The following is a 26,496-nucleotide window of genomic DNA, read 5'->3' as shown; positions in this document are numbered from 1 at the left end:
ATAATTCATAACTCATAATTCAGCACTGTATTTGCGTCCTCGCCACTCGCGCGGGGTATGGAACGCAGATAAGAAGATTCGCAACACAGCTAAGGGATCAGCCAAAGGGGAAAGCCAGAATAACCAGCTGCCTTTGGCGCTTTTGCGATCGTAGGAAGGTGCGATCGCAATTAGCATAGCAAAGCGAATCACCACCAAGAATAAATTCAGTCCCACCAGGAGGAGTGGGGGAGTGGGTAGAGACGCGATTAATCGCGTCTGTAGCAAGTATCCGAGTGGCGGAGAAATCAACAAAAAAGTGAGGACAATTAAAAGGGGTAGACCCTGAACAGATGTGAGTAGCCATAAATCTCCCCACAACTGCGAACGAGAAGTTGCATCTTTAAGATCGAGACTCCGCCCCCATTCCTTCCACGTCTCCATCGCCCCTTCATACATCCGTACCTTTAGCACCTTTGCACCATCTAAAAAGCCCACTTTATACCCTTGAGCAGCAATCTTTCGTGCCAAAGTGACATCATCACAAAAAGAACTACTCGCACTGCTATAGCCACCCACAGCAGCTAAAACCGAGCGACGACACAAAAAACACTGCCCATTTGCCATCACCCGTTCTGGCTGCTCTGTATTGATCCCAGCGGGGTCAAATCGGTAAAGCAAAGTCATCAACAAAGCCGGTTGTAGCCAGCACTCTCCGGGATATTTGAGGATAAACTGGGGTGAAAGGGAAACCAGATCATAGCCTTGTGCTTCGGCCGTCTTCACCAAACCAGCAACCAAACCAGGATGCGGTTGGATATCAGCATCCAGCCCCAGAAACCACTGACTAGCCTCAGAGCTATATAGAAAACCGTTATGCAACGCCCAAGGACGCCCCACCCAACCAGAGGGTAAGGGGTCATCTGTGATCACCCGAAAGCGCGGATCTTTCTGCTGTCTCGCTTTTACCAAGTCGGGGGTGCCATCACCAGACTTGCTGTCTACAACAATAATTTCCCGAATTTCGTAGCTTTGTTGACTTAAACCAGCCAACAGAGGGCTAATGCGAAGCGCCTCGTTCAGCGTGGGAACAACGACGCTAACCCTACCCAAAAGCTCCGGCGTCGGCTGTTGCGGTTCTATTGGGGGAAGGCGTCTTGGCCCCTTTAGCAGGCGCGAAAACAGAATCGCCGTTGCTGGTACTTGGATAAGTAGCAATAAAAGGGAGATGGCGCTTTCTACTATCAAAGCGTTGTCTACTGTTGTCAAAATACTTAACAATTAAAATTGCGACTATACAAAATAAATGGGCAAGGGGCAAGGGGCAAGGGGCATGGGGCATTGGGCATTGGGTATTAGGCATGGGTTATTCCCCTTGTCCCCACTCCCCACTCCCCAATCTCTAGGCTATTTCAAGGCAACTTCAACCTTTGCTACTGATACTTCCTTGCTTGCTGATTCAACAGCAACTGGAATGGGTGTGGTTGAACTCCTTAACCACAGCGCCACGGCGGGAGCCACACCTAGCAATAAGCCGAGCAATACAGGGATGGAGAACCCAGCAGCCAAACTTAGTCCGGCGGCGAAGGCAAAGTTAGTTAAATAAACGACTAAGGGTAGATTGAGTTGCGATCGCTCTAATTTAATCGATGTATTTCTCCACAACAATCCTGCCACACTCATAAACAGGGCGCTAGTGCCAAACCAACCTGCATAGTTTTGGTAAGGTGTCCCAAAGAAAGCTCCTGGTTGTTCCCAATACCAGAAGGGCAAAGAAGATTGACTCATAGCTGGCTCAAGGGCAAAATCCCAGCAAGTGAAGAGCAAAGCACCAACGGCTATAGCAGCAATATGGCGTCCCCAACTGGGTTTTTGAGCCACTTTCAAACCAGCTCTAGCAATTAAATAAGACGACAGCCCAACATAGAACCAAGATAAAGGAATTGTGAAAGGAACTAGCCCCCCAATCTTATAACCCAAGCCACTCAAGTAGCTATAATCACCAAATGGAAAACCTGTACTGGTGCCCAGTAGTTCACTTCCTAAAGAGATAAACATAGCCGGCAGCATAAATGCTAGCCAAGTTCCCAATCCCAATGTCCGGTAGGCATAAATAGAGACAGCTATTGTCCCCAAGATGATATCAACTACACCGCCACCAGCCATACTTAACTGTATGGCAGTTTCGCCAACCTGCGATAAGTTTAAAATTATTTCAGCATTAGGTACGACCAGCAGCATCCCTACCAGTCCAAAGGCTTTTGACACGATATGACCAATGAGGCATACGCGCTCAACGATAACAAGTTGTCTCATAATAATTCCTTAACAAGATGTGACACGCGGCTACTCGGCTGCTAACAGTTTACAAATGTTTAACAACATATTTAAATACTTTGTGCCGCAATTCTCTACAAACTTGTTTGGCTTTCTTGGGAACAGCATAACAGCCTATTGATTGAAGCTATAAGAAATATGATGATAAACCTACTAGTTTAAGCCATATAGTCAAAATCTACATAATTTCATCTGCAAAAACTTCTGGTTTTTTGTCCCACTGATACCCGTATGGTGAAAAACTCCTTTCATCCAGGGACTCCTTGAGGGAGGACAACCATCATAAATTAACCAAGTCCTAAAGTAAAATAAAGTCTTTAGCTAACTCCGACAGAAGCCCCATATCTTACCCGTTCGCAGAGCATACATTCGTGTAGTGGGCGACCATCGGAAAAGGAAAGGGTGTGTTTGGTAAGTGTGAAGAATGATACATTTACCCCAGAAAATCACGCCAGGGGCTACGAGGTATACCGTAATCTAGAAGTTGTCGATGAATAACTTCTAACTTAATGACTAACAGACGGCAATTTGTAAAAGGGGTGGCAGCGCTTTCTAGCTTATCTTTAGCTAGTTGTGGCTGGAGGCTGGGTGAAGTCCGTGCTAATTCTAATACTTCTGGTCAACGTGACCAACTTTATATCTTTACCTGGACGCAATATACTGACAACCAATTACTGAAAACCTTTAGCACCCAAACTGGTATGAAAGTGCTAGCAGATGTATATGATTCTAATGATGTCATGCTGGCTAAGTTGCAAGCTGGAGGAGGTGGAACTTACAGCATCATCTATCCATCTGATTATATGGTGCAGAAGATGGTAAAGAAAGGTTTGTTAATAGAAATAGATCACAATAGCTTAATCGGTTTAGAGAATTTATTTGCCCGGTTTCAGAATCCTAGTTATGACCCCAATAACCGATATAGTATCCCTTTTAATTGGGGAACAACAGGTTTCCTTTACAATTCCGAAAAAATCAAAGATGCACCACAAGACTGGGATTATCTTTGGCAAAACCAAAAGCAACTTAATCAGCGGATGACCTTGCTCAATGATGTTCGAGAAGTTATGGGTGCGACGTTACGGATGCTAGGTTATTCTTACAACTCAAAAAATGAACAACAAATCAAACAAGCTTATGAAAAGTTGAAGGTACTAAAACCTGCGATCGCACGTTTTGACACTGACGCTTGGCAAAATCAAATTCTAGCAGGAGATTTACTATTGGCGATGTGCTATTCAGCAGATGCAGTGAAAATCTCTAAAGAAAATCCTAAACTAAAATATGTGATTCCTCGCAGCGGCTCTTCATTATGGACAGACACTATTGTTATTCCCAAAACAGCCCCCAATTTAGCTGGAGCCTATGCTTGGATTAACATGATTCTGCAACCAGAATTGGCGGCCAAAATCAGTCAGCGTCTGAGTATTTCTACGCCGAATAGTGCTGGATTTGAGCAATTGCCAAAAACAATCCAAAACAATGCTAATTTATTTCCATCAGAGTCGTTTTTAGCAAATTGTGAACGTGTTACTCCTGTAGGAGAATTTGAAGAGGTTTACGATCGCTATTGGACTCAATTAACTAGCAGCTAAATAAAGTTTGGATTGATTTGATATTTTTAATTCAATCCAAAATTTAAAATCTAAAATTGACAGAGTTATAATTGATGAATTTTGAAAAAAATGAGATTTCCAAAATAGAAGAATTGCATCGCCTGCCAGGAAACTGGCTCCAACCTTTGGTATTACTTGCACCATCTGGGATTTGGTTATTACTTTTGTTGGTGCTGCCAACTTTGATAATTTTCGAGTTAAGTTTGGTTGCAGACATCCGGCCGGGAGATTTGGTCAATCCCAACGGATTCAAAAACTATATCCGAATATTTGATCCGCTTTATGTGCAAGTAATTGGGCGATCGCTATTTTTTGCATTTGGTACTACAATAATTTGTATAATTTTGGGCTTCCCTGTCGCCTATTGGATTGCTCAGATAGCGCCACAGCGTTGGCGAAATTTGCTGCTATTAGGCTTTATATTACCTTTGTGGACTTCCTCGTTACTTCGCTCCTATGCTTGGATTACAATTCTTCGTCCTACTGGTTTATTGAACAGTTTACTCAGCAATTTCGGCTTGCCTACTTTGGAATTACTTAACCAAAGTCAAGCTGTATTTATTGGCATGAGTTACAGCTTGTTACCCTATATGGTTTTAATTTTATATGCTTCTCTCGAAAAGCTAGACAAGCGGTTGTTAGAAGCAGCGGCTGATTTAGGTGCAAATCCGGTGGAAACTTTTTGCCAAGTAACCGTACCGCAAATTTTGCCTGGAATTGCGGCTGCTTCTATGCTTGTATTCATCACAGGCTTGGGGGATTTTGTCGATCCAGAATTACTTGGTGGTGCTTCTAGTATGACGGCGGCGCGGTTAGTTTATAACCAGTTTCTTGGAGCAACGCAAAATTGGGGATTTGGTTCAGCCTTGAGTATGACGTTAATTTTGCTTGTTAGTATTGCGATCGCGCTTTTGATTAAGTTTGGCGAACCTGCACCTAAACGCTAAACTTTTCGTCACTGACTTATAATAAGGGCATCAAACGCCAGCGAGACAACGGTTATGCTCTCACCTGATCTCAAAAATGCGTTACCAACTACTGACGAACTTCCCTGTTCAGACGATACGCCAGTGGATAACGAAGACCAAAACTTTTTGCCCAACATTTTGCTCTTCTTACTCAACTCTATTTGGGCAAATCGCATGGATTGGTACTTTGGAGTAGATATGGGAGTATATCACACCACAGGAGTAAATCCTACAGTCCCTGTAGTGCCAGATGCTTTTTTAAGTGTGGGAGTAGAACGGAAAAAGGGTGGCAAATCACGCAAAAGTTACGCGGTTTGGGAAGAAAATGGGATAGTTCCAATATTCACATTAGAAATGGTATCCCACACCCCAGGAGGTGAATATGACGATAAGCTAGATATATACCGAAAACTCGGTGTATTATACTACGTAGTTTATAACCCTGAGTTTTGGCGACGCGACCAACATCAACCTTTTGAAGTGTATAAGTTGATAGATGGAAACTACCAACTACAAATAGGTAAACCCTATTTGATGTTAGAGGTTGGGTTAGGTATTGGGCGACGCCAAGCTGTAATTGCCGGAATACAACAGGAGTTTTTATGTTGGTATGATCAGCAAGGAAACCGCTACTTGGCAGACGCAGAACAGGCACAACAAGAGCGATTGCGGGCTGAACAATTAGCGCAATATTTACGTTCTCTGGGTGTAGATCCAAATAATCTACCTAGTAATTAAAGCGATAGCATTTTCAAAAATATCAATGATTTGCCAGCATCAATAAATGGGTTAAATCATCTGTATTACTATTAATTAAACTCTTAATTTTAGAGAGAAACTCATGCTCTAAATAAGGCTTAGTCAAGTAAGCCTTTGCACCCAATTCTTGGGCAAGCTGACGATGTTTTTCAGCGCTGCGAGAAGTGAGAATCACTACAGGTATTTTTGCTAAATTGGGGTATTGACGGAAATTGCTCAACAACTCAAAACCATTCATTCGTGGCATCTCTAAATCAGAGACGACAATTTGAATCTCAGGATGTAACTGTAACTTTTCTAGAGCTTCTACACCATTTTGGGCTTGTATTACTTGATAGCCAGATTTTTGCAGAGTCAGAGAGAGAGTCTGCCGGAGACTAATTGCGTCATCTACTACTAAAACAACTTTTGGTGATTTATTATCTGGCTCTTGAGAATAGCTGGGTTGAGTTTCTATACTTGTTCTGGAAATAGATGCAGCAAGTAATGGTGTAGATGAAAAAGTATGTCCTGATATCGGTAAGGCTTTTTTATTTGACGAAGAAGCTATTGGTAGCGCTCTGATATCAAGTGTTGTTTGTTGGTCACTAGACTTTACCAGCAATGAAGCATCAATCACTAAGATGAGATTACCATTGGCTAAACTACTACAACCATAAATATATTTTGGCGGTGCGATCGCATTTCCTAAAGGTCTGATTACTAGTTCTTGTTCACCGATTATTTGGTCAACTTCTAAAGCAAATGTTCCGTGATTTCGTCGTAATAAAAGCACCGGATTTTTCGCTATGCTTGCGTCAGGAGTATTTGATGTGTTGTATGGAGTAGCACTATTCAGCAATGAACCATTATAATCTATCAACTTTGAAAGCTGACGGAGGCTGACCATAGTCTCATCATTGTCTGTATTCCAATGTAAGACTTTTTTCCCTTCAATTTCTTTAATCTGCTGATCCGAGGGAATCAATATTTTTTCGATACTGTCCAAAAGGAGGGCATAAACAACACCTTTGGCTTGAACTAGCATTAATTTTTCTGTAGTCATAGAAAAAGGAATTTTGAGTATGAATATTGTTCCTTGGTTGGGTAAAAATTGAACTGAAATTGAGCCATTGAGTGCGTGCATCTGAGTCCGCACAATATCTAAACCCATACCGCGCCCAGAAATTTCACTAACTTTATTAGCTGTAGAAAATCCAGGTGAAAATATCAAATCTAAAAGTTCAGGTTCAGCCAGATTAGAAGCATAAGTTCTGGTTTTTTGTTCAGTTTGTATGGCATAAAATTCACTAGCTTTTCTGCGAATTCTGTCTAAATTCAATCCCTGACCATCATCCCGAACTTCGATAACAGTTTGGCTACCCTGATGATAGGCGCAGATTTCGATTAAACCTTGTTCTGGTTTACCAAGCTCTCGGCGAATTTGCGGAGCTTCAATCCCGTGGTCAAAAGCATTACGCACTAAGTGTAACAAAGGATCATAAAGTTTTTCGGCGATCGCTTTATCCACTAGTACTTCAGTACCAGTAAGTTTCAATTCTACAAGTTTGGCATGAACATTGCCCAACTTATTTACCATGTGGGGGAAGCGATTCAGGATATTGCCCAAAGGCGACATTCGTGCTTCTACTAAGCTATCTATAATATTAAGAGTTAAATTCTCTTGTTTGTCACTAATTTGAGCAGCTTGCGTCACGAGCAAGTCAAGAGACTCTGTGGTTTCTTGTAGTTGCAGTGTCTCTTCTATTGCTTCATGCAATGTCATATGAAATTCTGTATATACATCCATTTCTAAAGAGTCAAACTTCACTGCAAAAGTTTGCGTTTGTTGTGAGGTAATATTTTGTATTTGTAATGGTAAATCACGTAATTCATTTAAAGTTGTTTGGTGTCTAGTTAGTTGCTGTATTAATTGTTCAATTATTTCTTTGACTTGTTCATCTTGTAAACTACGCCGTTTTTGGGAAATTAGCAATTCTCCTGCTAAATAATTGAGGTGTTGCAGTCTCTCTGTATCTACTCGAATAAATGAAGGTTGGCGAAAATTTTTAGTTTGAAGATACTGTGATTTATCTTCTATTTCTTTGTTGATTTGTGTAGCTAAATCAGGTATGAGTTCAATAGCTGTTTCAGAAACAGCTATAACTACCTGCTCTGTGACAGTTAATGAATCAAGCTTTTCAGAAGAATCATCAGTTTGGAGCGTCATGATTTCAGCAGCAATATTTTGGCTAGCTTCTTCTCCCCATATTGCTTCTAGTAGGTTATCAGTTGTTTGAGAAGATTGAGATTTAGATATTTCTTTAATAACTAGCAGTGTTTGTAATTTGGGACTATCAAGCCAATTTTTCTCTTTGCTAGTAACAGGAGGATAGTTTTTATATTGTTGTGCTAATGTATTAATTCGGTTTTGTAATATTTTAATTACTGAGAGGTAGCTGTTATTTTTAGTAACAGAATATTGAAACTTAGCCACTGCAAATAAGATGATGGAAATGATCCCATATCTATAAATAGAAAGGCTTTTACTATCTTCTTCATCTTTGACAAAATCAAGAAACTTTTTCAGCCAGTTTTCAATATACTTAAGTAGACTTTTTCTTTCTAATGTAGGAACCAGTAAACTCAAACTGAGTTCTGACTTTGGGATTTCCATCTGGTGATTAAACCAGCCAAAAATGTAGCGAATTACTTTTAAATAAAACTTGGCGGTTGTTGGCTTTACAGATTCGTTTTTATTGTTAGCAGATGTAGTGAGAAACTGGTAAAATTGTTCTTCGCTGATAATAAATCTGCCAGCAGATGAATTATTTTGCAATTCTCTAGATAACTCATTATTTGCCACTGTCGTGAGTTTTCGCAAAGCTGGAGAAGTTTCTCCACCAGATGTGCGATCGCCTTCTAATACTAATTGTTGTGCTTGTTGTAAATCTGCAAGGGCAATTTCTGCAATTTGCTGCACCTGGGCGGGGTTTGCTTGCAGCGCTGACAGAATTGTTTGGGAAATTCCTCCCAATCCAGGTAAATTTAGAGATTCTGCTAAACCGAGAAACACCTCAGCTTGAGAGTGTAAGAACTCGATAAAATCGTCATTATTTGGTGGATTGTTAACAGCTTCAGCAATACTGTTTAGACGTTGCTCTACTCCTACTTCAAAAACGGACTGCACAATATCAAACCCCAATTCCTCAGAAGTGGGGATATGAGACTCAGCACCAAATGCATCACCCAGTTTTTCTTGCAACTGTGCAAACACTGAACTTGCTCGATGAAGCAGTTCTTCATCATTAACAGTACTGCCTATCAATTCTGTATTTAATGCTATGCTAAGACATTCGTAAGCTTGTAGTAAAAGTGTTTGTAATTCGGCATCAATTACCACTTTTGGGTTATATAAAGCCTTAAATACATCTTCTAAAAAATGGGCTATCATCTTAATTACTTCTAGCCCTACATTAGCAGCGCCACCTTTAATCGTATGAGTAGCTCGCATTAAGTTGTGAATTTTGGTAGTGCTATAACCTTCCGATAAGCTAAATAGTTCTTGTTCAATAATTTGTACTAATTCTGGGGCTTCAGCCAAAAAGTAGATGTATCCTTGCTCACGAATTTCCTTATCTGTAATCATATTTTAAATTTTGGATTTTAAATTTTGGATTTTGCATTTGTTGCGTAAAGTAGGAGCGCCGACTTCCGTATTGGTGTCAACTTAAGGTAAAAGCTTGACTAGAAAAAGCTTTTAGAGATTGTCTTGTTAAGAGTCTCTGACTGGGAATGCCTAATGGGAGGCTCCGCCTCAAAACTTGCGGCAGAGCCACAATTGAAGAGCATTTCCAGCCAGAGGCTGGAAACTTAAAAGGGTTTGCGCTTAAGTTGACACCAATGCGACTTCCGGCGCTCTTACTTTACGCAAAATCTAAAATTCATTTGACTTTAAACTTACTAGCAGTTGTCAATAGCTCTTGCGCCATCCCTGATAAATCTTGGAACACTGTAGCAATTTCTTGAGATTCAGCAAAAGTTTTATTAGCAATTTCTGCTACATCTTGCATTGATTTAGTTACTGTTACAGATTGCGTCATTTGTTTTTGAGTTGCTGCGGTAATTCGTTCGATTAGCTGACTAATTTCGGCAGTTGCAGAAACGATCGCATTCAAGTTTTGGCGAGTGTCACTGACAAGATTTGTACCTTCTACTACCTGCTGAATACCAGTTTCCATCGCTACTGCAACTTCTCCAGTTTCTGCTTGAATCTCTTGGACTAATTTTTCAATTTCAATGGTTGCTGCTGCTGACTGGCGAGATAAAGAACGGACTTCATCAGCTACAACTGCAAAGCCTTTGCCATATTCACCGGCACGAGTAGCTTCAATGGCTGCATTCAGAGCCAGTACGTTTGTCTGTGTGGCAAAATTACCAATCAAATTCACCACTTTGGAGATTTTTTGCGAAGATTCACTGAGGCGTTTAATCTTTTTGCTGGTTTGAGCAACGGTTTCACGAATTCCTTGGATTGCTTTTACAGTTAAGTTCATCGCAGTATCGCCAGACTCTACAGTTTGATTGGCTTGTTGCACTGCTAGTTGTACTAACTCGGCATTCGCCACCACAGCTTGAGTAGAATCCACCATCTGTTGAATTTCGCCTAATGCTGCGGTAATTTCCTCAGATTGTTGTTGCGCCAGATTCGTCAGTCCTGCTAGTGAAGCGTCGCTTTTGCTAGAAGTTTGGGCAACTTGTTGAGCAGCACCCTGTACCTGAAGAACTATTTGCCGCAGTGCTTGCAGAGTATTATTGTAAGCATCAGCGATCGTGCCTAGTTCGTCTTCTGTAATTGGTGCGCGGACTGTTAAGTCGCCGTTGAGGGCGGGTCTAAGGGCTGTTAAGAGTTGAATAGATCGTTGTTGTAGTAACTCCTTGGCTGCCTTTTCTCGTGCTGCTGCTTCTGCTAATTTTGCTGACTGCGCTTGTACTTGTTGCAAATATTCAGTATGTTGTAATGCCAGTCCTAACTGGCTGCCAATGCGTGCTAACAAAGTTACTTCCGATTCTTCCCAATCACGAGTTTCCGAATTTTGATAAGCTGCCAGCAAGCCCCACAATTGTTCCCCAGCAAATACAGGAACAATTACATAAGCTTTGACTTCAAATTGCTCTAAAATTTCAATGTGGCAAGGAGAATGACCTACTTGATAGATGTCATTTACAACAAAGTTTTCCCCTTGGACATATCGACCTCCCTGAGTTTCTTGTAAGTGGGTATCTTCCCAGACGGTTTTGATATCAGGGCCTACCAGTTTTATCCAAGTATGACCTGCTGACTCCGCTACAAATTCGCCACTCCAGTCAGGGTTGAAACGATAGACGGCGACGCGATCGCATCGCAGTAATTGCCTTACTTCTTGAGTGGTTGTTTTGAAGACTTCTTCTACATCTAAAGATTGCCGGATGCGGTTACTGATTTTGGTGACAGCTTTCTCTTGTTCCGCTATCTGAGCTAGTTTCTCAGATTTCACCCGCACTAATTCCAAATAATCTATCTGTGATTTAGCTAGGCTAAATTGCAAGCTAGTCTGAACCAAAAAGTTAACTTCCCAGGTTTGCCATTCACGGCTGCTAGAATTTTGATACGCTGCCAGCAAGCCCCACAATTTATCCCCAAAGAATATAGGAACAATTATGTAAGCTTTGGCTTCAAACTGCTCTAAAATCTCAATGTGGCAGGGAGCAAGCCCTACTTGATAGATGTCATTAACAATAAAGTTTTCACCTCTGACGTACCTACCTCCCTTAGTTTCTTGCAAGTAGGTATCGTCCAAAACGGTTTTAATATCAGGGCCTACTAGTTTTGACCAACTATTACTCACAGACTCAGCCACAAATTCGCCACCCCAGTCAGGGTTAAAGCGATAGACAGCGACGCGATCGCATCGCAGTGATTGACGCACTTCTTGAGTGGTTGTTTTGAAGACGCTATCTACATCTAAAGATTGTCGGATGCGATTGACTATCTTAGTGAAAACTTTCTCTTGTTCAACTATTTGAGCTAGTTGCTCAGATTTCGTCTGCATTTGTTCTAGATATTCCCCTTGTGAGATAGCTACACCAAATTGCAAGCCAATCTGAGCCAAAAAGGTTTCTTCCCAAGGTTGCCAATCACGAGGGCCAGAATTTTGGTAAGCTGCCAGCAAACCCCATAATTTTTCTCCAGAAAATATCGGCGCAATGATGTAAGCCTTCATTTCATACTGCTCTAAAATGTCAATGTGACATTGAGCATGGCCCATTTGATAAATGTCTTTGACCACAAAGCTTTCACCCTTGGCATAACGTCCTCCTTGAGTGTCTTGTAAGTGGCTATCTTCCCAAACCATGTAAAAATCAGGGCCTACCATTTTTATCCAGCCATTACCCACTGACTCAGCTACAAATTCGCCACTCCAATCAGGTTTGAAGCGATAGACGCCGACGCGATCGCATTTAAGTAATTGACGTACTTCTTGAGTGGTTGTTTGAAAAAGCTTATCAACATTTGATACCCGCAGAATTTTGTCAATGACTTTAGCTACCGATTTTTTTGCTAGTATCCGCTGTTGCTGTTCTTTTTGGAATTCAAAGCTCTGCAATTTGTAGGTCAGTTCTGTTGTAATTTGAGATAGTAGGCTAATTTCTACCTCTTGCCACTGACGTTTTGAGTAGCAATTATTTACTACCAGTAAGCCCCACACTTTACCTTCTACTAAAATCGGTAAACTCAAACTAGCTTTAATTTGAAATTTCTCTAGCAGTTGCTTTTGATATGGGGTAAGTTGAATCTGATTGATATCGTCAATAACTACAGATTCTATATAATCTTGATTGGTATATAAGCCAAAAATAATTCCTGGAATATTTTCACCTAAAGTTGGTGTCCAACCTAGTGTTCTAGATTCTGCTAAAACATTACCTGATTCTAGAGAAGTAAACTGATAAATTAAGGCGCGATCGCACCCAATTTTTTCTCTAATTTGCGCTACAGTGATTTTAAGTAGTGTATCAAGGTCTGGCGCTTGGCGCATATGAGTTGTAATGTCTTGCAACTGTCGCCGCCAAATTTTAAATTCCTGAGCAATCGCATTTAACAAAGATATTTCATTGCTAGCAAGATTCGCTATATTAGCGTTACCATTGGAATTTTCTAATTCCGAGATTAGATGCTCATTTTCATGGCTATTGTTATACAAAAATGTCATTTGATTAACCTCAAAATTTGTTATGGCTAATAATTGGATATTTGGCAGGAAATAATCAACTAGTATCTGGTTATTAAGGATTAGTAAATGTCAAAATACTATGCCTAATCACCCATTATCAAACGTTCAATTATGACTCTCCCACATGGGAGCTTGGATAATCGTTATGGCATCCAAATTAAAAATTATCTCTTCAGAATCATTAATAAAATATCCTTCTAAAAAAGGTGATATTTTCGGATAAAATAATTCGGTAGTTGGGGGTTTCATTTGCTGAGTATCCAGCCATTCAATATCTATAAGCTGTCGCACCAATAGTCCCAAATACTTACCCTTATTTTCTAGAACAATCGCCATCATTTTTGAAAGTAAATTTGATCCTTGTGAAATTGGAGGATAACCTAACATTGCCTCTAAATCCACTAACCAAAGCATCTCACCGCGCCAGTTATAAATACCAAAGACGCTACTGGGCATCTGAGGAACGCCACATATTTCTGGTAATGATACTTGCAAAACTTCTGTGATGTGTTGTAACGAAATTACGGCTGTATCCCTTAGTCCCAAATTAAAACTTAAAAACTTTTCCTGGGTTTCCAAAGTTATTGATCCTTTGTCTTTGATTCTTTGTCTTTGATTATTTATCTTTAGGCACTATTTGCAGTTATTATTTTGGCTTGCAGAGGTTCTATCTTCGGAATAGTGACTTATAGTGGTTATTTATTTATAAGACGAGATTTTTACTAATTAATTAATCGCTTTAAAATCCCCACTAGTTCTTCTCGATCAATCGGTTTTGCTAGATAGCCATCAGCGCCCAACATATTACCCCAAATTTTATCTACATCACTATTTTTGGTAGAACAAAAAACCACAGGTATTTTGCTAGTGTTGGGATTAGTTTTCAATTCTCGGCAAATTTCAAAGCCACTTTTACCCGGTAAAATTACGTCGAGAAATATTATATCTGGCTTATTTTTATCTATTTTCTCTTGAGCTTCTTCACTACTTATGGCGCTAATCACAGAATAACCTGCCTGTTGCAAGTAACGGCTGATTATTTCCATATCAGTTAAGCCATCTTCAACAACTAAAACAGTATTCATAGCAATTACTCGTTAAAATTTTATCAGAATGTAAACAAATTAGACATACAAATCCTAAATGATTCCTCAACAAAGACATGGAAAGGACTAGAAACTAGCCCCTAAACCCTTTCACATAACCAATATTTCATAACTCAAATAGGACTGCCATAAATACAAAAACTTGTATTTGTCTAATTTTGATTCAATCTTTATGTATCAACCTCAGAAAAAGTACGTAATAAACATAACTTAATATATATTGAATACTAAATAGTTTTATCACCTCAATAATTTAATTTCTACTGAACTAAAAAAGTCTATAAATTATAAAATAAATTTTTTTTAGGGCTATTACTAATAGCTTCATATTCAGGAATGAAGTTTTAAAGTTAATCCAATTATCTGATTAATAATCGTTAACAAAAATTACTAATAGACCATTTATCAAGTAATTATTAAACTTACAGTGTGCGTTAAAGCGTAACGTACCAAAAATACATAGTGGTGGCATTTTTATTTATTTTTTTACTTGCAGTATTAACGTAGCACCGTCACACACTCTACACTTAATATTTTGTTTATAAATAGCCTTGAATTCACCTAATTAGAAACCTTTAAATTAGCTTTACTCTTGTCCGTGGGGACACTCGGTGTGGGTAAATATTTACGTATTATACCCATTACCTTATCAGCCAATACAGGTTTAGTGAGAAAATCTGTAGAACCAACTACTTTGGCACGAACTCTATCCAAAAGACCATCACTGCCTGTTAATATAATTATTGGTGTGTTAGCAAAGGTAGATATTCGTCGCAATTGAGTGCAAATTTCATAACCACTGGCAACTGGCATAATCAAATCCAAGAAAATCAGGTCTGGTTTATCCTGAATGAGGGTTGGTAGAGCTTGTACAGCATCTTGAATCTTCACAAACCTCAATCCATTGGAAGTGATAATATCCTCTAGCATTTTACATACTTGAGGGCTATCATCGACGCAAGCCACTAGTGGAGCAGTCCGCTTCTTTGGTTGTGTAGTGGGAGAGTTATTGTTGACTTCAGCAACTCCTAAGGGCAAGTCAGGTACTTCCACCAATTCAATGATTCCTTTAAGGATATAGGGAAGCAACGAACGGGTGAGTGGCAGTACACTCTGCTTCATTTTCACGGCTAAATCTCGCAGAGTAAATTTGCCGTTGATTAAATTGACAAAGTTTTTGTAGACAGATGGACTTACCATCTGCTGAAGTTGTTCTGGTCGCCGGAGGACTGGTGCCAAGTCAGGAGAAAAATTTGCTAAACCAGCTTCTGACCAATTTTTCCATGAGTCTTGCATATGCTTTACAGACATTTCTGCACTCGTGAAACTCATTGGAGTTTCTAAGATAACTTCTTGGCTGCGATTACAACTTATAGAAGCAAAATTTCCTTGCAGAGCTAGGTCAAATAATAATTCTACTATTGTGTTTTCAGCAATAGACTGAATCTGTTCTCTCTGAATTTTTTGTTTTTTATAAAATATTTCTAGAAGGCGGTAATCCCAGTAATCTATTGATACATCTTGCAAATGCAACTGCAATTTATCAACATCAATCTGAGGACAATTTTGGATCATATGTCTACGCCAGCGTCGGAAGGGATGAGTTCCGCCTGTTGCCCAAACTATGCGTCCCAGCCGATAATAAAAAGTCCATTGGCTGCCCTTTGAACTTTTAATATTTAATTTGCCATTGTATTGCAGCTGAGTACAAGTTTTAAATTCATTAACTAGGTTATTTGAAAGAATAAGTTCCGAGTGGGTCATACTTTGTTCCTTATATTAAAAAGCCAGCCGTTGAAAAACCCACACTAGCTATATATATATTGGTCAGTAGACATGTCAAAAAATGCAAATGTGGTATAGAGCAGCCTAAATCAATTTTCTTAAAAGCAAGGTAAATAGCAAAATAGCAAAAATCTTGCTAGGAAATAAGTCATCCAGCACAGAGTTGTTTCTTATTGGCAGACTTGAATTTTCTGCTAATATTTCATCACTTAAGTAGGTTGCTATAGTCCACAAAGATGAATTCAGGATTGCTATATTACTTTAATAATTTTTATGCTGAATTATAACCGTATAAGTTCTGAATTTTTGTTTAAAAAAGATTAGCAGCCTCTAGAGATTTTTGCTTTAGTATTGAGATTGGCAATAAATGATAAAAATATTGATTTAAATTTACATTTATTCATTGAAAGCAATTTTAGTTAACTTTTCTAGGGAATATTATTTTTAAAAAAGGCGTGCTACTAATACCAAATCTATGTGAGCCTGCATAGAATAATTCTCTTGTCAGGCATGGAATTTCAAGTGTTTTATTCTGTACATCTTCATAGAGAACTGGTATAAGACAAGTAGCAGCCAAATATAGAGTATTTATTTAGGAAAATTTCTTTAAGGTTGGTTGTGGTTTTGATAGCTCACAACAGCTGCTTTAAGATTACTTTGGTGTTCTGAAAGAAGCCGATCGCCCTCGTCTTTTTCCAAACCAGTCCAGTGCATTAATAACGCTAGCTTAACCCACTTGCCACTACGTTCTAATAAAAAACCAGCAGCTTCCCGACTTAAGCCTGTGAGGTCTTGCAAAATTCGCAAAGCGCGATCGCGTAACTTTTGATTTGTTACCGCCACATCCACCATCCGATTGCCGTAAACTTTACCCAACTTGACCATCACCCCAGTGGAAAGGATATTTAAAGCTAACTTCGTGGCTGTACCAGCTTTCAGGCGAGTTGAGCCAGCGATTATTTCTGCCCCTGTCAATAGACGAATGTCAATATCGGCATCAAAGCTAACTTGTTCAGCCGGAACACAGGCGATAAAAATAGTAGTGGCTCCCCGCTGGCGAGCAGCATGAAGCGCACCGTGGACAAATGGCGTTGTCCCACCAGCGGTAATACCAACTACTACATCTAGCTGGGTAATGTGTCGCCCAGCGATCGCCGCTTCACCATCTTCGATGCTGTCTTCTAAATCCTCCGAACTGCGTACCAGCGCACCTGCACCACCAGCAATAATCCCCTGTACCAACTCTGGGGGCGTACAAAAAGTAGGTGGACACTCAGCAGCGTCTAACACCCCTAACCTGCCACTTGTACCCGCACCGATATAAAATAGGCGTCCGCCGTGGCGCAAACGCTCTGCGGTGCTATCAATAGCCTCTGCCAACTGAACTTTCACCGCCGCCACCGCCGCGACTGCTTTTTGGTCTTCGCTATTAAACAGCTCCACCAATTCCAGAGAACTGAGCTGGTCTAAGTTCAGACTGTTAGGATTTACCAGCTCGGTTAAAAGATGCCCGCGTTCCTGCAAGTTTGTCATTTGTCATTTGTCCTCTGTCCTTTTTCCTTAGTCATTAGTCATTAGTCAGTTGCTAATGACTAATGATTAATTACAACAATCCTTCCAATTTGCGACGCATCTTCTCTAGTTCAGAATCAGATAATTCTGGTTCTTCTAGTGGCTGTTGATTGAGAGGGAAGGTGTCTTCAACAGTATCCTCCTTCTGGGCATCTGCTTGCCAGTCAGTTTCTTCCACGTTCAGTTCTGGGGGAGTGACAACTAAATTGCTGTTTTCTGGGATGATTTCCCATTCATATCCAGCACTTTCGCAAAATTCCTTGATTTCCTCAGCATCGATTGGCTCTGGTGTAGGTGAGGGGAAATCCTGAGCTTCCAGCATCAGGGCAAAGCGCGTGGCGTCGTCTTCTGACTCGAACATCAGAATTTTATTGCGATCGCCCTCCCGAATCGTGTGAATCCCCTCATTTTCCGTTCGAGCATTAAAAATTAACACAAAAAGACGCATTGGTGTAATCATCTGTCTTTTTTAAGGTCTATTAATATTAAAGTTCTAGGTTGTGCCTTAGCGAAAGTCACAGGAACAATTTATTTTCACTCTATTCAGATTTTCCTGAAAACGCCAATATTATAAGCATAAGTATTGGATCAAGGAAATACCGTAACTCAACAATCAGGTCTTGGGTTTAGTTGGCGTATTCTGGAAATGGCATACTGAATCAATGTGCCAGTTAATGCTTGTGTGTGCCAGCGATATCCGGCAGTTAATACAGTGAAAGCAAATGACTAAATCTCCCAATCAAGATATTCATTTACCGTCCCCTATCCGCAAGCGTCTATGGTTGCTGGTGTTGAGTCGCGGTAGCATTGCCTTGGGCGGACTTTTACTGTTAGGAATTGTTGTTGGTATTTGGCGGTTGTGGACTTTTGTCCAAACAGAGTTAACGCCGTTGGCACAACAAAGTCTCACGACTACACTCAACCGTCCGGTAAAACTGGGAAGAGTCACACAATTTTCGTTGACGGGAGTGGAGTTTGGGGCTTCAGCTATCCCAGCGACACCCACAGATCCAGATCGGGCCACAGTCGAAGTTGTAGAGGTAGGTTTTGACCTGTTACAACTAATCTTTAACCACCACTTAAAGCTAGATGTCACCTTAGTCAATCCAGATATTTACATTCAACAGGATGACCAAGGGCGCTGGCTTTCCACTAACATCGTGTCGTCAGGTGAAGGCGGCCTCATTAAAACCGATTTGGACAAACTACGGTTTCGCAATGCCAAGCTGGCGTTGATGCCGCAGAACAGGGGAGCAGGGGAGCATACTTCGACTGCGCCCTTCGGCTACGCTCAGGACAAGCTCAGTAACCAGGGGGGCAAAGGAGAATACCCAACTTCTAACTCAGCACGGGCTAAACGCCCGGCTACCGCTAACAAAACTCAGCAATTACCCGTGGGATTTTCTCAAATCAACGGTTCTGCCCAACTTTTAGCAAACAATCAGTTGATCAGATTTGATGTCGGGGGTCAAGCAGACAGTGGTGGCAGTATTTCCATTCAGGGAGAGACACGTTCCAAGGTGCTAGCAGGCAACTTCCAGTTGCGAGCACAAGACTTCCTGGCTGAGGATATTACTCGGTTGATTAAGTTACCACTGAGCTTACAGGCGGGTCGAGCCAATGGCGACTTGTTAGTTCGGTTGACACCAGGACAGCGGACTTTATTGTTTGGCAGCGCTACTGTGCAAGGGGTAACACTTCAAATACCCAAAGTCCCACAACTGTTGAGCAATACCCAAGGAAACCTCCGCTTCCAGGGAACGGAGTTGCAGTTAAACAATGTTAATACCAACTACGGCAAAATTCCCCTAGTGGCTACGGGAATCATCGACACTCAAGCAGGCTTTAAGTTGGCGGCGCGTGTAAATGCGGTGAGTTTGGCTAATGCCCAGGAGACTCTGAAGGTAAAACTACCTGTGCCGATCGCTGGACAAGTACAAGCTTCTTTGCAGATTACTGGATCAACTAAAGAGCCAATTCTCTCAGGTTCAGTTGCCACAATCCAAACTGCCCAAATTGATAAAGTTGATTTTGATAGCATCAGTAGTAAGTTTGAGCTTGTTACTAGTTCCTCTTTAATTACCCTAAAAGATATTCAAGGTAAAGCCAAAGTTGGTGGTGAAATTACAGGCGCTGGCACAATTCAACTTGGCAAAACCCCGCGACTGGATTTAAATTTCGCCGCCAAGAATGTTCCAGGGGATGCGATCGCAAAAGTTTATCAAATAACACCCACTTTTCAAATTGGCAATGTCTCAGCTACAGCCCAATTAATCGGCGCTTCTACCAATGTCCAAACTCTAGTCCAATATCAAGCTCCTAACGGAACTTACCCCGGAACTGGCGAAGTTGCAATCGCCCCAAATCGCATCGTCTCTTTCCGCAATGTGGCTCTTAATGTAAGTGGTGGTACGGTACGGGCAACTGGTAGTTACGCCAATCAGCGTTGGCAAGCTGTGGCTGTTGCCTCTGGGGTAAAATTGGAACCCTTTGTAGACAAAAGTCAACTGCAAAATGTCTCTTTGGCGGGGGCACAGTTCAATGGTCGTCTCATTCTCTCAGGAAGCACAGCACCATTTGAAATTGCTACGATTCGCACTGACGATGCAGGAGTTAAAATTGGTGGCGGCACAGTTGCAGTTTCTAATGTCCAACTGCAAGACCAAAGCTTTTCTGCTCAACTTGTAGCTAATGGTGTGCGGTTGGGACAAATATTGAAACAGTCTCCCCCAGCTTTAAATAATCCATTGGCGGGTACGTTCCAAATAGCAGGCAACAGAGATAATTTCAGCCTGAAAACCCTCCGTGGCAGTGGTGAAGGTAGCCTTGCTATTGGCGGTGGAACGGTTACAGCTAAAAATATTCAAGTGGCTAATGGTGTATATCAGGCGCAAGTTCAGGCAAATAATGTACCTGTGCAGCAGTTGGCAACAGTTCCAAAGCAGTTCCAAGGAGCGTTAAATGGTCAGTTCAACGTCGCGGGTTCTGTTGATCCTTTTAAACCGCAAACTATTCAAGCCAGTGGTCAGGCGCGGGTAAATGTTGCGGGTGGGACTATTACAGCCAAAAATATCCAAGTGGCTAATGGTGTATATCAGGCGCAAGTTCAGGCTAAGAATGTTCCTGTGCAGCAGTTGGCAGCAGTGCCAAAGCAGTTCCAAGGAGCCTTAAATGGTCAGTTCAACGTCGCGGGTTCTGTTGATTCTTTTAAACTGCAAACTATTCAAGCTAGCGGTCAGGCGCGGGTAAATGTTGCGGGTGGGACTATTACAGCCTCTAATATCCAAGTGGCTAATGGTGTATATCAGGCGCAAGTCCAAGCAAATAATGTACCGTTGCAGCAGTTGGTAGCAGTACCAAAGCAGTTCCAAGGGGCATTAACTGGTCAAGCAAACGTCGCGGGTTCTGTTGAGTCCTTCCAACCGCAAACTATCCAAGCCAGTGGTCAGGGACGGCTGGATGTTGCAGGTGGAACGATCGCAGCCTCTAATATCCAAGTGGCTAATGGTCGCTATCAAGCTGTAGTTAATGCTAACGGTGTAGAATTAAATCGGTTAAATCAGCAATTGCGAGGTCAGTTTGGCGGTCAATTGCAATTAGCTGGCACGCTAGGATCATCCAAATTAGCTGATGTGCGTGCTGCTGGACAGGTGCAATTATCCCAAGGTATCCCTGGTCTTGAGCGACCCCTGACGGCTGCGATCGCTTGGAGTGGTGAAAGGCTTACCATTGAACGAGCAACTGCCCCCGGCTTAAATGTTACTGGTAACATATTAGCTAATGCTCAGGGAGCAGGTATACCGGAAATTACTGCCCTAAATCTCAACGTCCAAGCTCAGAATTACAACTTAAAACAGTTACCCATCAATCTTCCTAATCAGGTTGCTGTGGCGGGAAGAGTAGATTTTAATGGTCAAATAACTGGTAAGCTGCCCTTGCCAAATGTGGTAGGGCAAATTAATTTACGAGACTTGGTTGTTCAAGATATTGCTTTTGAGCCGTTATTAACCGGAAACATCGATTCAGCACAAGGACGCGGTTTAAATTTGAACTTGGCAGGAAATAGCGATCGCCTGGCCTTCAATTTAGATGCTAATAATCGCCCTAAATCCTTCTTAGTAAAATGGCAACAAGCATCAGCAACAGGTAATGTTCAAGGGAATGATTGGGCACTCAAAGTCGGAAATTTCCCCTTACAAATATTGAATTTGACTCCGCCACCAATTACTCGCCTGGGTGCTGGTAAGATAGCTGGGTTGTTAACTGGGGATTTGCTGTTTAATCAGCAGACATTGGCAGCAACAGGGAATTTAGCGATCGCCAACCCGCAAATTGGCCGAGTTAAAGGCGATCGAATAGCTGCTCAATTCCGCTACGGTAACGGTAAAGCCACACTCGCCAGTAGTGAATTTGTTAAAGGCAAAAGTAGGTACGCCCTTGTCGGTACTTTTGCTCAAACCCCTAAAGGCCCTCAACTACAAGGTAAACTGAATGTCAACCAGGGAGAGATCCAAGATGTTCTTGCCATAGCACAGGTATATGATTTACAAAATTTGCAAGGTGGTTCAGCACCAATCTACGGCACAGCAGCGGATCTGACTACCAATCCCCAAGGAGCGCAAAATCAGCCCTTATTAACCCAAATCCAACGGTTTTCTGAAATTGAAGCTTTGGTAGCAGAACAGGAGCAACAGCGACTTGATTCCACTCCAATACCAGATTTGGCAGACTTAAAGGGGACTTTCAATGGGGAAGTGGCTGTAAATACAGCTACAGCCAATGGATTATCAGTGGATTTTAATTTGAATGGACAAAACTTTGCCTGGGGTAAAAAGGAAGAACGGAATCGTTTTTATACTGCCGACCAAGTGATTGCCGAAGGCAACTTTGAAAACGGTGTTTTGAGTTTGCGACCTTTACGACTCGAATCTAAAAACAGGTTGATTGCCTTCACGGGTAACATTGGTGGTGATGAACAATCTGGCCAGTTGCGGGTGAATAATTTTCCGGTACAAGTACTGAATAATTTTGTCAAACTGCCAGTTGGAATCACAGGTAATCTTAACGGTACAGCAGCTTTAGCAGGCAGCATTGCTAATCCTCAAAGTAGAGGGGAATTGCAAATTACAGAAGGAAAACTAAATCAGAACAAAATAGAGTCAGCAAAAGCAAGTTTCAGCTATACCAACGGACGCTTAAACTTTAGTAGTACTGTAGCAGTTGCTGGTCCAAAACCTGTTGATATTACTGGCAGCATACCTTATAAATTGCCTTTTGCTTCGGTGGCACCAGACAGTGAGCAAATCAGTTTAGATATGAAGTTGGAAAATGAGGGATTGGCGCTGTTAAACTCGTTGACTAATCAAGTGGCATTTGAGAAAGGTGAAGGAGAAGTAGACCTCAAGGTACGCGGAACATTGCAAAAACCTGAGGTAGACGGAATTGCTACTATCAATAATGCTACTTTTTCAGCCCAGGCTTTGCCACGTAGGCTTCTCAGACATGTAACAGGTAGAGTGCTGTTTAATTTTGACAGTATCTTAGTAGACAATCTTCAAGGTACATTTAGCCGTGGGAAGGTAGAAGCTGCTGGAGAAATTCCGATTTTCAACAATCAGAACGTGACTATCAACAATCCCCTGACTGTTAATCTTGATCGGCTAGAGTTGAAGCTCAAGGGACTTTATCAGGGAGGTGCTAGCGGCAATTTGCAGATTACTGGTTCTGCCCTTAACCCAGTAATTGGCGGTAAAGTAAATTTATTTGATGGTCAGGTATTGCTGGCAGAATCTACCGACGCCACTTCATCTGCAAATAGTAGTCTCGGTGTATCACCTCCAAAAGCCAATAAGCAGAGTATACCTGAAATTGGGAATGCGTTGGCTCAAGCCTTGCCGTCAGGCACCGCCAGATTTAATAATCTAGATTTGGAACTAGGCAAAAACGTCCAAATTACCCGTCCCCCTATTCTCAGCTTCCGCGCAACTGGTAATCTCATAGTTAACGGCTCAATCAATCAGCCTGTACCCGATGGCACTATCCGGTTGGAACAAGGAGGGGTGAATTTATTTACTACCCAATTTAACCTTGCACGTGGCTATACACACACCGCAACTTTTAGTCCCTCTCAACCCCGCGACCCCAACTTAGATATTCGGCTATTTGCTAAGGTACTAGATGTAATTCAAAGTAATGATTTCAGTCGGATAAATAGCACAGGTTTATCAGCCTTAGAGAGTGTTCGAGTCGAAGCCACTATCAACGGTCTCGCCAGCAAATTAAATGAAAATCTAGAACTAACAAGCAGTCCGTCACGTAGTCAAACTGAAATTGTGGCTCTTTTAGGAGGTGGATTTGTAGACACCCAAGGACGTGGTGACAGTACTTTGGGTTTGATTAACATTGCAGGCTCGGCTGTGTTCAACAATTTTCAGTCAGCTTTTAACCAGATTGGGAGTACTTTTGGCTTAAGTGAACTGCGGATATTTCCTACGATTATTTCTGATAATCCGGAAGCGGGAAGGAGCAGTTCAACGTTGGAATTGGCAGCAGAGGCTGGAGTTGATATTTCTTCCAAAATATCCGTTTCCAGTATCAAAATTTTAACAACAAGTGACCCCTTCCAATGGGGTATTAATTACCGGATCAACAATGAATTTCGTGTGCGTGCTTCCACTAATTTAACTGATGATAGTCGTGCAGTAGTGGAGTATCAAACACGGTTTTAAATCCCCGTATAAAACTATTTTGGATTTTGGATTTTGAATTTTGAATTGTTAATTACTTCCTGTTCCCTCTTCTCCTTGCTTCTCAATAGCTTGTCGTACCTGTTAAACATCCAATTCTAATGCTTCGGCGATTTGCTCTATACTTAAACCCAACTTAAGCAGACGGGGTATAGTCTCCAGCTTTGTTTCTTCTCGAACCTCCTCTTTTACTTCCTACTTTGTTTCTTCCTTTACTTCCTGGTAAAATTTAGTTTGTCTCCAATCGGTTAATCCAAACATCGCTTCCAATTCCTGCTGACTTTTGTTTACAAATTTATAGATAAGTATTCTCTCTATTAATTCTAAGAGATTGCTACGGTTAGCTTCATCCGCTTGTTGTACTTGATTTATCAAGTTTTTCGCTTGCTGTATGGCTTGATCTTCTGTTGCAACTATTAACTTAATCACGCCTAGCCCAATCGAAGATGATGGTACATTATTTAACTCGTACTGATGGTGCTACTCCCAAGATTTTACGTTTCCATCTACAGGCTAAATTAAAACCTCGTAACCCTTTAGTCTTTGTAACTTTAACTCCTTTAAGAAAAAAAGAAAGACCTAGTAAATCACAACTGGGCGACGGAGGCGATCGCGAAAGCATCTGTAGGGCTACTGCTCATCCTGGCAAGTGCAGAACAACTCTTTATCAGAAGCCAAATTCGGCAATAATCCTGATTACTATCTAATCCAATCATGCCGTGGGATTACAGGGCCAGTCGCTGGAGGGAAAACCAGAGTATAAACTCACTCTGAACAAAAATTTTTGCTACTGGGGGTAGAGTAATCCTTTATGAGCAAGCTTTTTGAGACTTAACGGCAAAAGTCAGGCGATTATATCTGGTCAAATGTCGGCATAATCTTGTTAAGCTACTATCTAGCAAGAATACAGACAAATCTTGTAGATGGCGAGGCTGGATGGTTAAATATATGAAAATCCCAAAAAAACAATCACAAAACCAAGATATTTTGACTAGAAATCAACTACCTTTACCTCCCGGAAGCTTGGGCTTCCCGTTGATTGGGGAGACAATTAGCTTTTTGCGTGACCCAGATTTTGCTACCAAACGACAACAGAAGTACGGCAACATTTTTAAAACTAATCTATTTGGTTCGCCAACTATTATGATGTTGGGAGCAGAAGCTAATCGTTATTTATTTAGCCAAGAAAACCAGAATTTTGTAATTAAATGGCCAGAGAGTGTTGCAATATTACTCGGCTCTGCTTCTTTATCAACGCAAACAGGGAGTATCCATCAAACAAGACGTAAATTATTATCACAAGCATTTCAACCGAGAGCTTTGGCAAGTTATTTACCAGCGATGGAAGAAATTAGCTATCGCTACTTCAAAAAATGGGAAAGATTCAATCAATTGACTTGGTATCCTCAGCTAAGGCAATATACTTTTGATATAGCTTGTAAATTATTAGTAGGAACAGACGCTACTAATGATACCCATTTTACTGAATTATTTGAAGAATGCTGTGCCGGATTATTTACTCTCCCTATTCGATTACCTTGGACGAAATTTGGTAAAGCATTAAAATGCCGAGAAAAGTTATTAACAAAAATTGAAGAGATAATCTTACAGCGTCAACAACAAGGAAGTTCTCATCAAGATGCTTTAGGTTTATTGCTAGATTCCAGAGATGAAGATGGTAAGAGTTTAACTATAGAAGAACTAAAAGACCAAATTCTGACTTTATTATTCGCTGGGCATGAAACCTTAACTTCTGCACTATCTTCTCTATGTTTGCTGTTAGCGCAAAATCCAGAAATTTTAGCAGCCGCTAGGAGAGAACAACAACAAATAAGTTGTGCAGGTGCGCTAACATCTGAACATCTTAAACAAATGACTTACCTAGATCAAATACTCAAGGAAGTTTTGCGAATTATTCCTCCAGTTGGTGGCGGTTTTCGCTCGATTATCCAAACTTGTGAGTTTAATGGGTATCGTATTCCTCAAGGTTGGTCTGTATCGTATCAGATAGGTAAAACCCATCAAGATCAAAGTATATATAAAAATCCTGAGAATTTTGAGCCGCAAAGGTTTGATATAGATAGGGCTGAGGATAAATCTAAACCTTTTAGTTACGTTCCTTTTGGGGGTGGAATAAGAGAATGTTTAGGTAAAGAATTTGCTAAATTAGAGATGAAAATATTTGCTGCTTTGCTATTGCGTGGTTATGAATGGGAACTTGTACCAGGGCAAAATTTGGATTTAGTAATGATACCCACACCCCGACCTCGTGATGCTTTAAAGGTAGTTTTCCGTTCCATACACGGGGTAAATGAGCAATCGAACGTGCGACCCGAAGTCACACAAAAGAGTGACGCGCTTGGCTGAAAACCCTA

The 26,496-nt window shown here is 41.1% G+C and carries 16 protein-coding genes; 6 read left to right on the top strand and 10 right to left on the bottom strand.

Features of this window, described 5'->3' with window-relative positions:
* Positions 1-12 precede the first annotated feature (12 nt).
* A complete protein-coding gene (gene cruG, locus V7K49_RS01835) occupies positions 13-1,227 on the bottom strand; it encodes a 2'-O-glycosyltransferase CruG (RefSeq protein ID WP_334866953.1) in 1,215 nt (404 codons plus the stop codon).
* 159 nt (positions 1,228-1,386) lie between these two features.
* A complete protein-coding gene (gene cruF / locus V7K49_RS01830) occupies positions 1,387-2,295 on the bottom strand; it encodes a gamma-carotene 1'-hydroxylase CruF (RefSeq protein ID WP_334866933.1) in 909 nt (302 codons plus the stop codon).
* Between the two features lie 530 nt (positions 2,296-2,825).
* On the opposite strand from cruF, the gene V7K49_RS01825 reads away from it, so the two are divergent.
* The 3 genes from V7K49_RS01825 (at position 2,826) to V7K49_RS01815 (ending at position 5,638) form a co-directional block, all read left to right on the top strand.
* Positions 2,826-3,911 (top strand): polyamine ABC transporter substrate-binding protein, encoded by a 1,086-nt coding sequence (locus tag V7K49_RS01825; protein ID WP_335204287.1) that lies wholly within the window; start codon positions 2,826-2,828, stop codon positions 3,909-3,911.
* 74 nt (positions 3,912-3,985) lie between these two features.
* Positions 3,986-4,879, top strand: a complete 894-nt coding sequence (locus V7K49_RS01820) for an ABC transporter permease (protein WP_334866937.1) — start codon at positions 3,986-3,988, stop codon at positions 4,877-4,879.
* A gap of 54 nt (positions 4,880-4,933) precedes the next feature.
* Entirely contained in the window at positions 4,934-5,638 is a 705-nt protein-coding gene (locus tag V7K49_RS01815) for a Uma2 family endonuclease (RefSeq protein ID WP_335204285.1), read from the top strand.
* Positions 5,639-5,660: 22 nt separating this feature from the next.
* Here the strand turns inward: V7K49_RS01815 and V7K49_RS01810 are convergent, their stop codons facing one another.
* From V7K49_RS01810 to V7K49_RS01780, 7 genes are all read right to left on the bottom strand, one after another.
* On the bottom strand, positions 5,661-9,287 hold the full coding sequence (locus V7K49_RS01810) for a hybrid sensor histidine kinase/response regulator (protein WP_335204284.1): 3,627 nt from the start codon (positions 9,285-9,287) through the stop codon (positions 5,661-5,663).
* A gap of 295 nt (positions 9,288-9,582) precedes the next feature.
* A complete protein-coding gene (locus tag V7K49_RS01805; protein ID WP_334866942.1) occupies positions 9,583-12,891 on the bottom strand; it encodes a GAF domain-containing protein in 3,309 nt (1,102 codons plus the stop codon).
* A gap of 126 nt (positions 12,892-13,017) precedes the next feature.
* Positions 13,018-13,491: a chemotaxis protein CheW gene (locus V7K49_RS01800; protein ID WP_334866944.1), complete on the bottom strand. Its 474-nt coding sequence runs from the start codon at positions 13,489-13,491 to the stop codon at positions 13,018-13,020.
* Between the two features lie 143 nt (positions 13,492-13,634).
* On the bottom strand, positions 13,635-13,997 hold the full coding sequence (locus tag V7K49_RS01795) for a response regulator transcription factor (RefSeq protein WP_273766979.1): 363 nt from the start codon (positions 13,995-13,997) through the stop codon (positions 13,635-13,637).
* A 582-nt stretch (positions 13,998-14,579) separates the two neighbouring features.
* Positions 14,580-15,782, bottom strand: coding sequence for a response regulator (locus tag V7K49_RS01790; RefSeq protein WP_335204282.1), 1,203 nt, complete (start codon positions 15,780-15,782; stop codon positions 14,580-14,582).
* 627 nt (positions 15,783-16,409) lie between these two features.
* Complete coding sequence (gene murQ, locus V7K49_RS01785; RefSeq protein WP_335072923.1) at positions 16,410-17,336, bottom strand: N-acetylmuramic acid 6-phosphate etherase; 927 nt, start codon at positions 17,334-17,336, stop codon at positions 16,410-16,412.
* A gap of 70 nt (positions 17,337-17,406) precedes the next feature.
* Positions 17,407-17,835, bottom strand: a complete 429-nt coding sequence (locus V7K49_RS01780; protein WP_334866949.1) for a DUF3110 domain-containing protein — start codon at positions 17,833-17,835, stop codon at positions 17,407-17,409.
* Between the two features lie 262 nt (positions 17,836-18,097).
* Here V7K49_RS01780 and V7K49_RS01775 point away from each other — a divergent pair, with 262 nt between their 5' ends.
* Positions 18,098-24,103, top strand: a complete 6,006-nt coding sequence (locus V7K49_RS01775) for a translocation/assembly module TamB domain-containing protein (protein WP_335204281.1) — start codon at positions 18,098-18,100, stop codon at positions 24,101-24,103.
* Positions 24,104-24,316: 213 nt separating this feature from the next.
* On the opposite strand, the gene V7K49_RS01770 is transcribed toward V7K49_RS01775, so the two are convergent.
* Entirely contained in the window at positions 24,317-24,550 is a 234-nt protein-coding gene (locus V7K49_RS01770; RefSeq protein ID WP_335204280.1) for a DUF2887 domain-containing protein, read from the bottom strand.
* A gap of 17 nt (positions 24,551-24,567) precedes the next feature.
* On the opposite strand from V7K49_RS01770, the gene V7K49_RS01765 reads away from it, so the two are divergent.
* Both V7K49_RS01765 and V7K49_RS01760 read left to right on the top strand, forming a co-directional pair.
* Positions 24,568-24,828 (top strand): hypothetical protein, encoded by a 261-nt coding sequence (locus V7K49_RS01765; RefSeq protein WP_335204298.1) that lies wholly within the window; start codon positions 24,568-24,570, stop codon positions 24,826-24,828.
* Between the two features lie 241 nt (positions 24,829-25,069).
* Positions 25,070-26,488 carry a cytochrome P450 gene (locus V7K49_RS01760; RefSeq protein ID WP_335204279.1) on the top strand — a complete coding sequence of 473 codons (1,419 nt, stop codon included), beginning with the start codon at positions 25,070-25,072 and terminating at the stop codon, positions 26,486-26,488.
* Positions 26,489-26,496: the final 8 nt, after the last annotated feature.

The sequence above is a fragment of the Nostoc sp. genome (genome assembly GCF_036919675.1).
Classification (GTDB): domain Bacteria; phylum Cyanobacteriota; class Cyanobacteriia; order Cyanobacteriales; family Nostocaceae; genus Nostoc.
Note: the sequence above shows the minus strand (reverse complement) of the source record. Positions and strands in the feature narration are given on the sequence as shown.

Excerpts from the sequence above, each read along its gene's own strand:
- cruF (WP_334866933.1), bottom strand. The coding sequence starts at position 2,295 with ATGAGACAACTTGTTATCGTTGAGCGCGTATGCCTCATTGGTCATATC.
- V7K49_RS01825 (WP_335204287.1), top strand. The coding sequence starts at position 2,826 with ATGACTAACAGACGGCAATTTGTAAAAGGGGTGGCAGCGCTTTCTAGC.
- V7K49_RS01820 (WP_334866937.1), top strand. The coding sequence starts at position 3,986 with ATGAATTTTGAAAAAAATGAGATTTCCAAAATAGAAGAATTGCATCGC.
- V7K49_RS01815 (WP_335204285.1), top strand. The coding sequence starts at position 4,934 with ATGCTCTCACCTGATCTCAAAAATGCGTTACCAACTACTGACGAACTT.
- V7K49_RS01810 (WP_335204284.1), bottom strand. The coding sequence starts at position 9,287 with ATGATTACAGATAAGGAAATTCGTGAGCAAGGATACATCTACTTTTTG.
- V7K49_RS01805 (WP_334866942.1), bottom strand. The coding sequence starts at position 12,891 with ATGACATTTTTGTATAACAATAGCCATGAAAATGAGCATCTAATCTCG.
- V7K49_RS01795 (WP_273766979.1), bottom strand. The coding sequence starts at position 13,997 with ATGAATACTGTTTTAGTTGTTGAAGATGGCTTAACTGATATGGAAATA.
- V7K49_RS01790 (WP_335204282.1), bottom strand. The coding sequence starts at position 15,782 with ATGACCCACTCGGAACTTATTCTTTCAAATAACCTAGTTAATGAATTT.
- murQ (WP_335072923.1), bottom strand. The coding sequence starts at position 17,336 with ATGACAAACTTGCAGGAACGCGGGCATCTTTTAACCGAGCTGGTAAAT.
- V7K49_RS01780 (WP_334866949.1), bottom strand. The coding sequence starts at position 17,835 with ATGATTACACCAATGCGTCTTTTTGTGTTAATTTTTAATGCTCGAACG.
- V7K49_RS01775 (WP_335204281.1), top strand. The coding sequence starts at position 18,098 with ATGACTAAATCTCCCAATCAAGATATTCATTTACCGTCCCCTATCCGC.
- V7K49_RS01765 (WP_335204298.1), top strand. The coding sequence starts at position 24,568 with ATGATGGTACATTATTTAACTCGTACTGATGGTGCTACTCCCAAGATT.
- V7K49_RS01760 (WP_335204279.1), top strand. The coding sequence starts at position 25,070 with ATGAAAATCCCAAAAAAACAATCACAAAACCAAGATATTTTGACTAGA.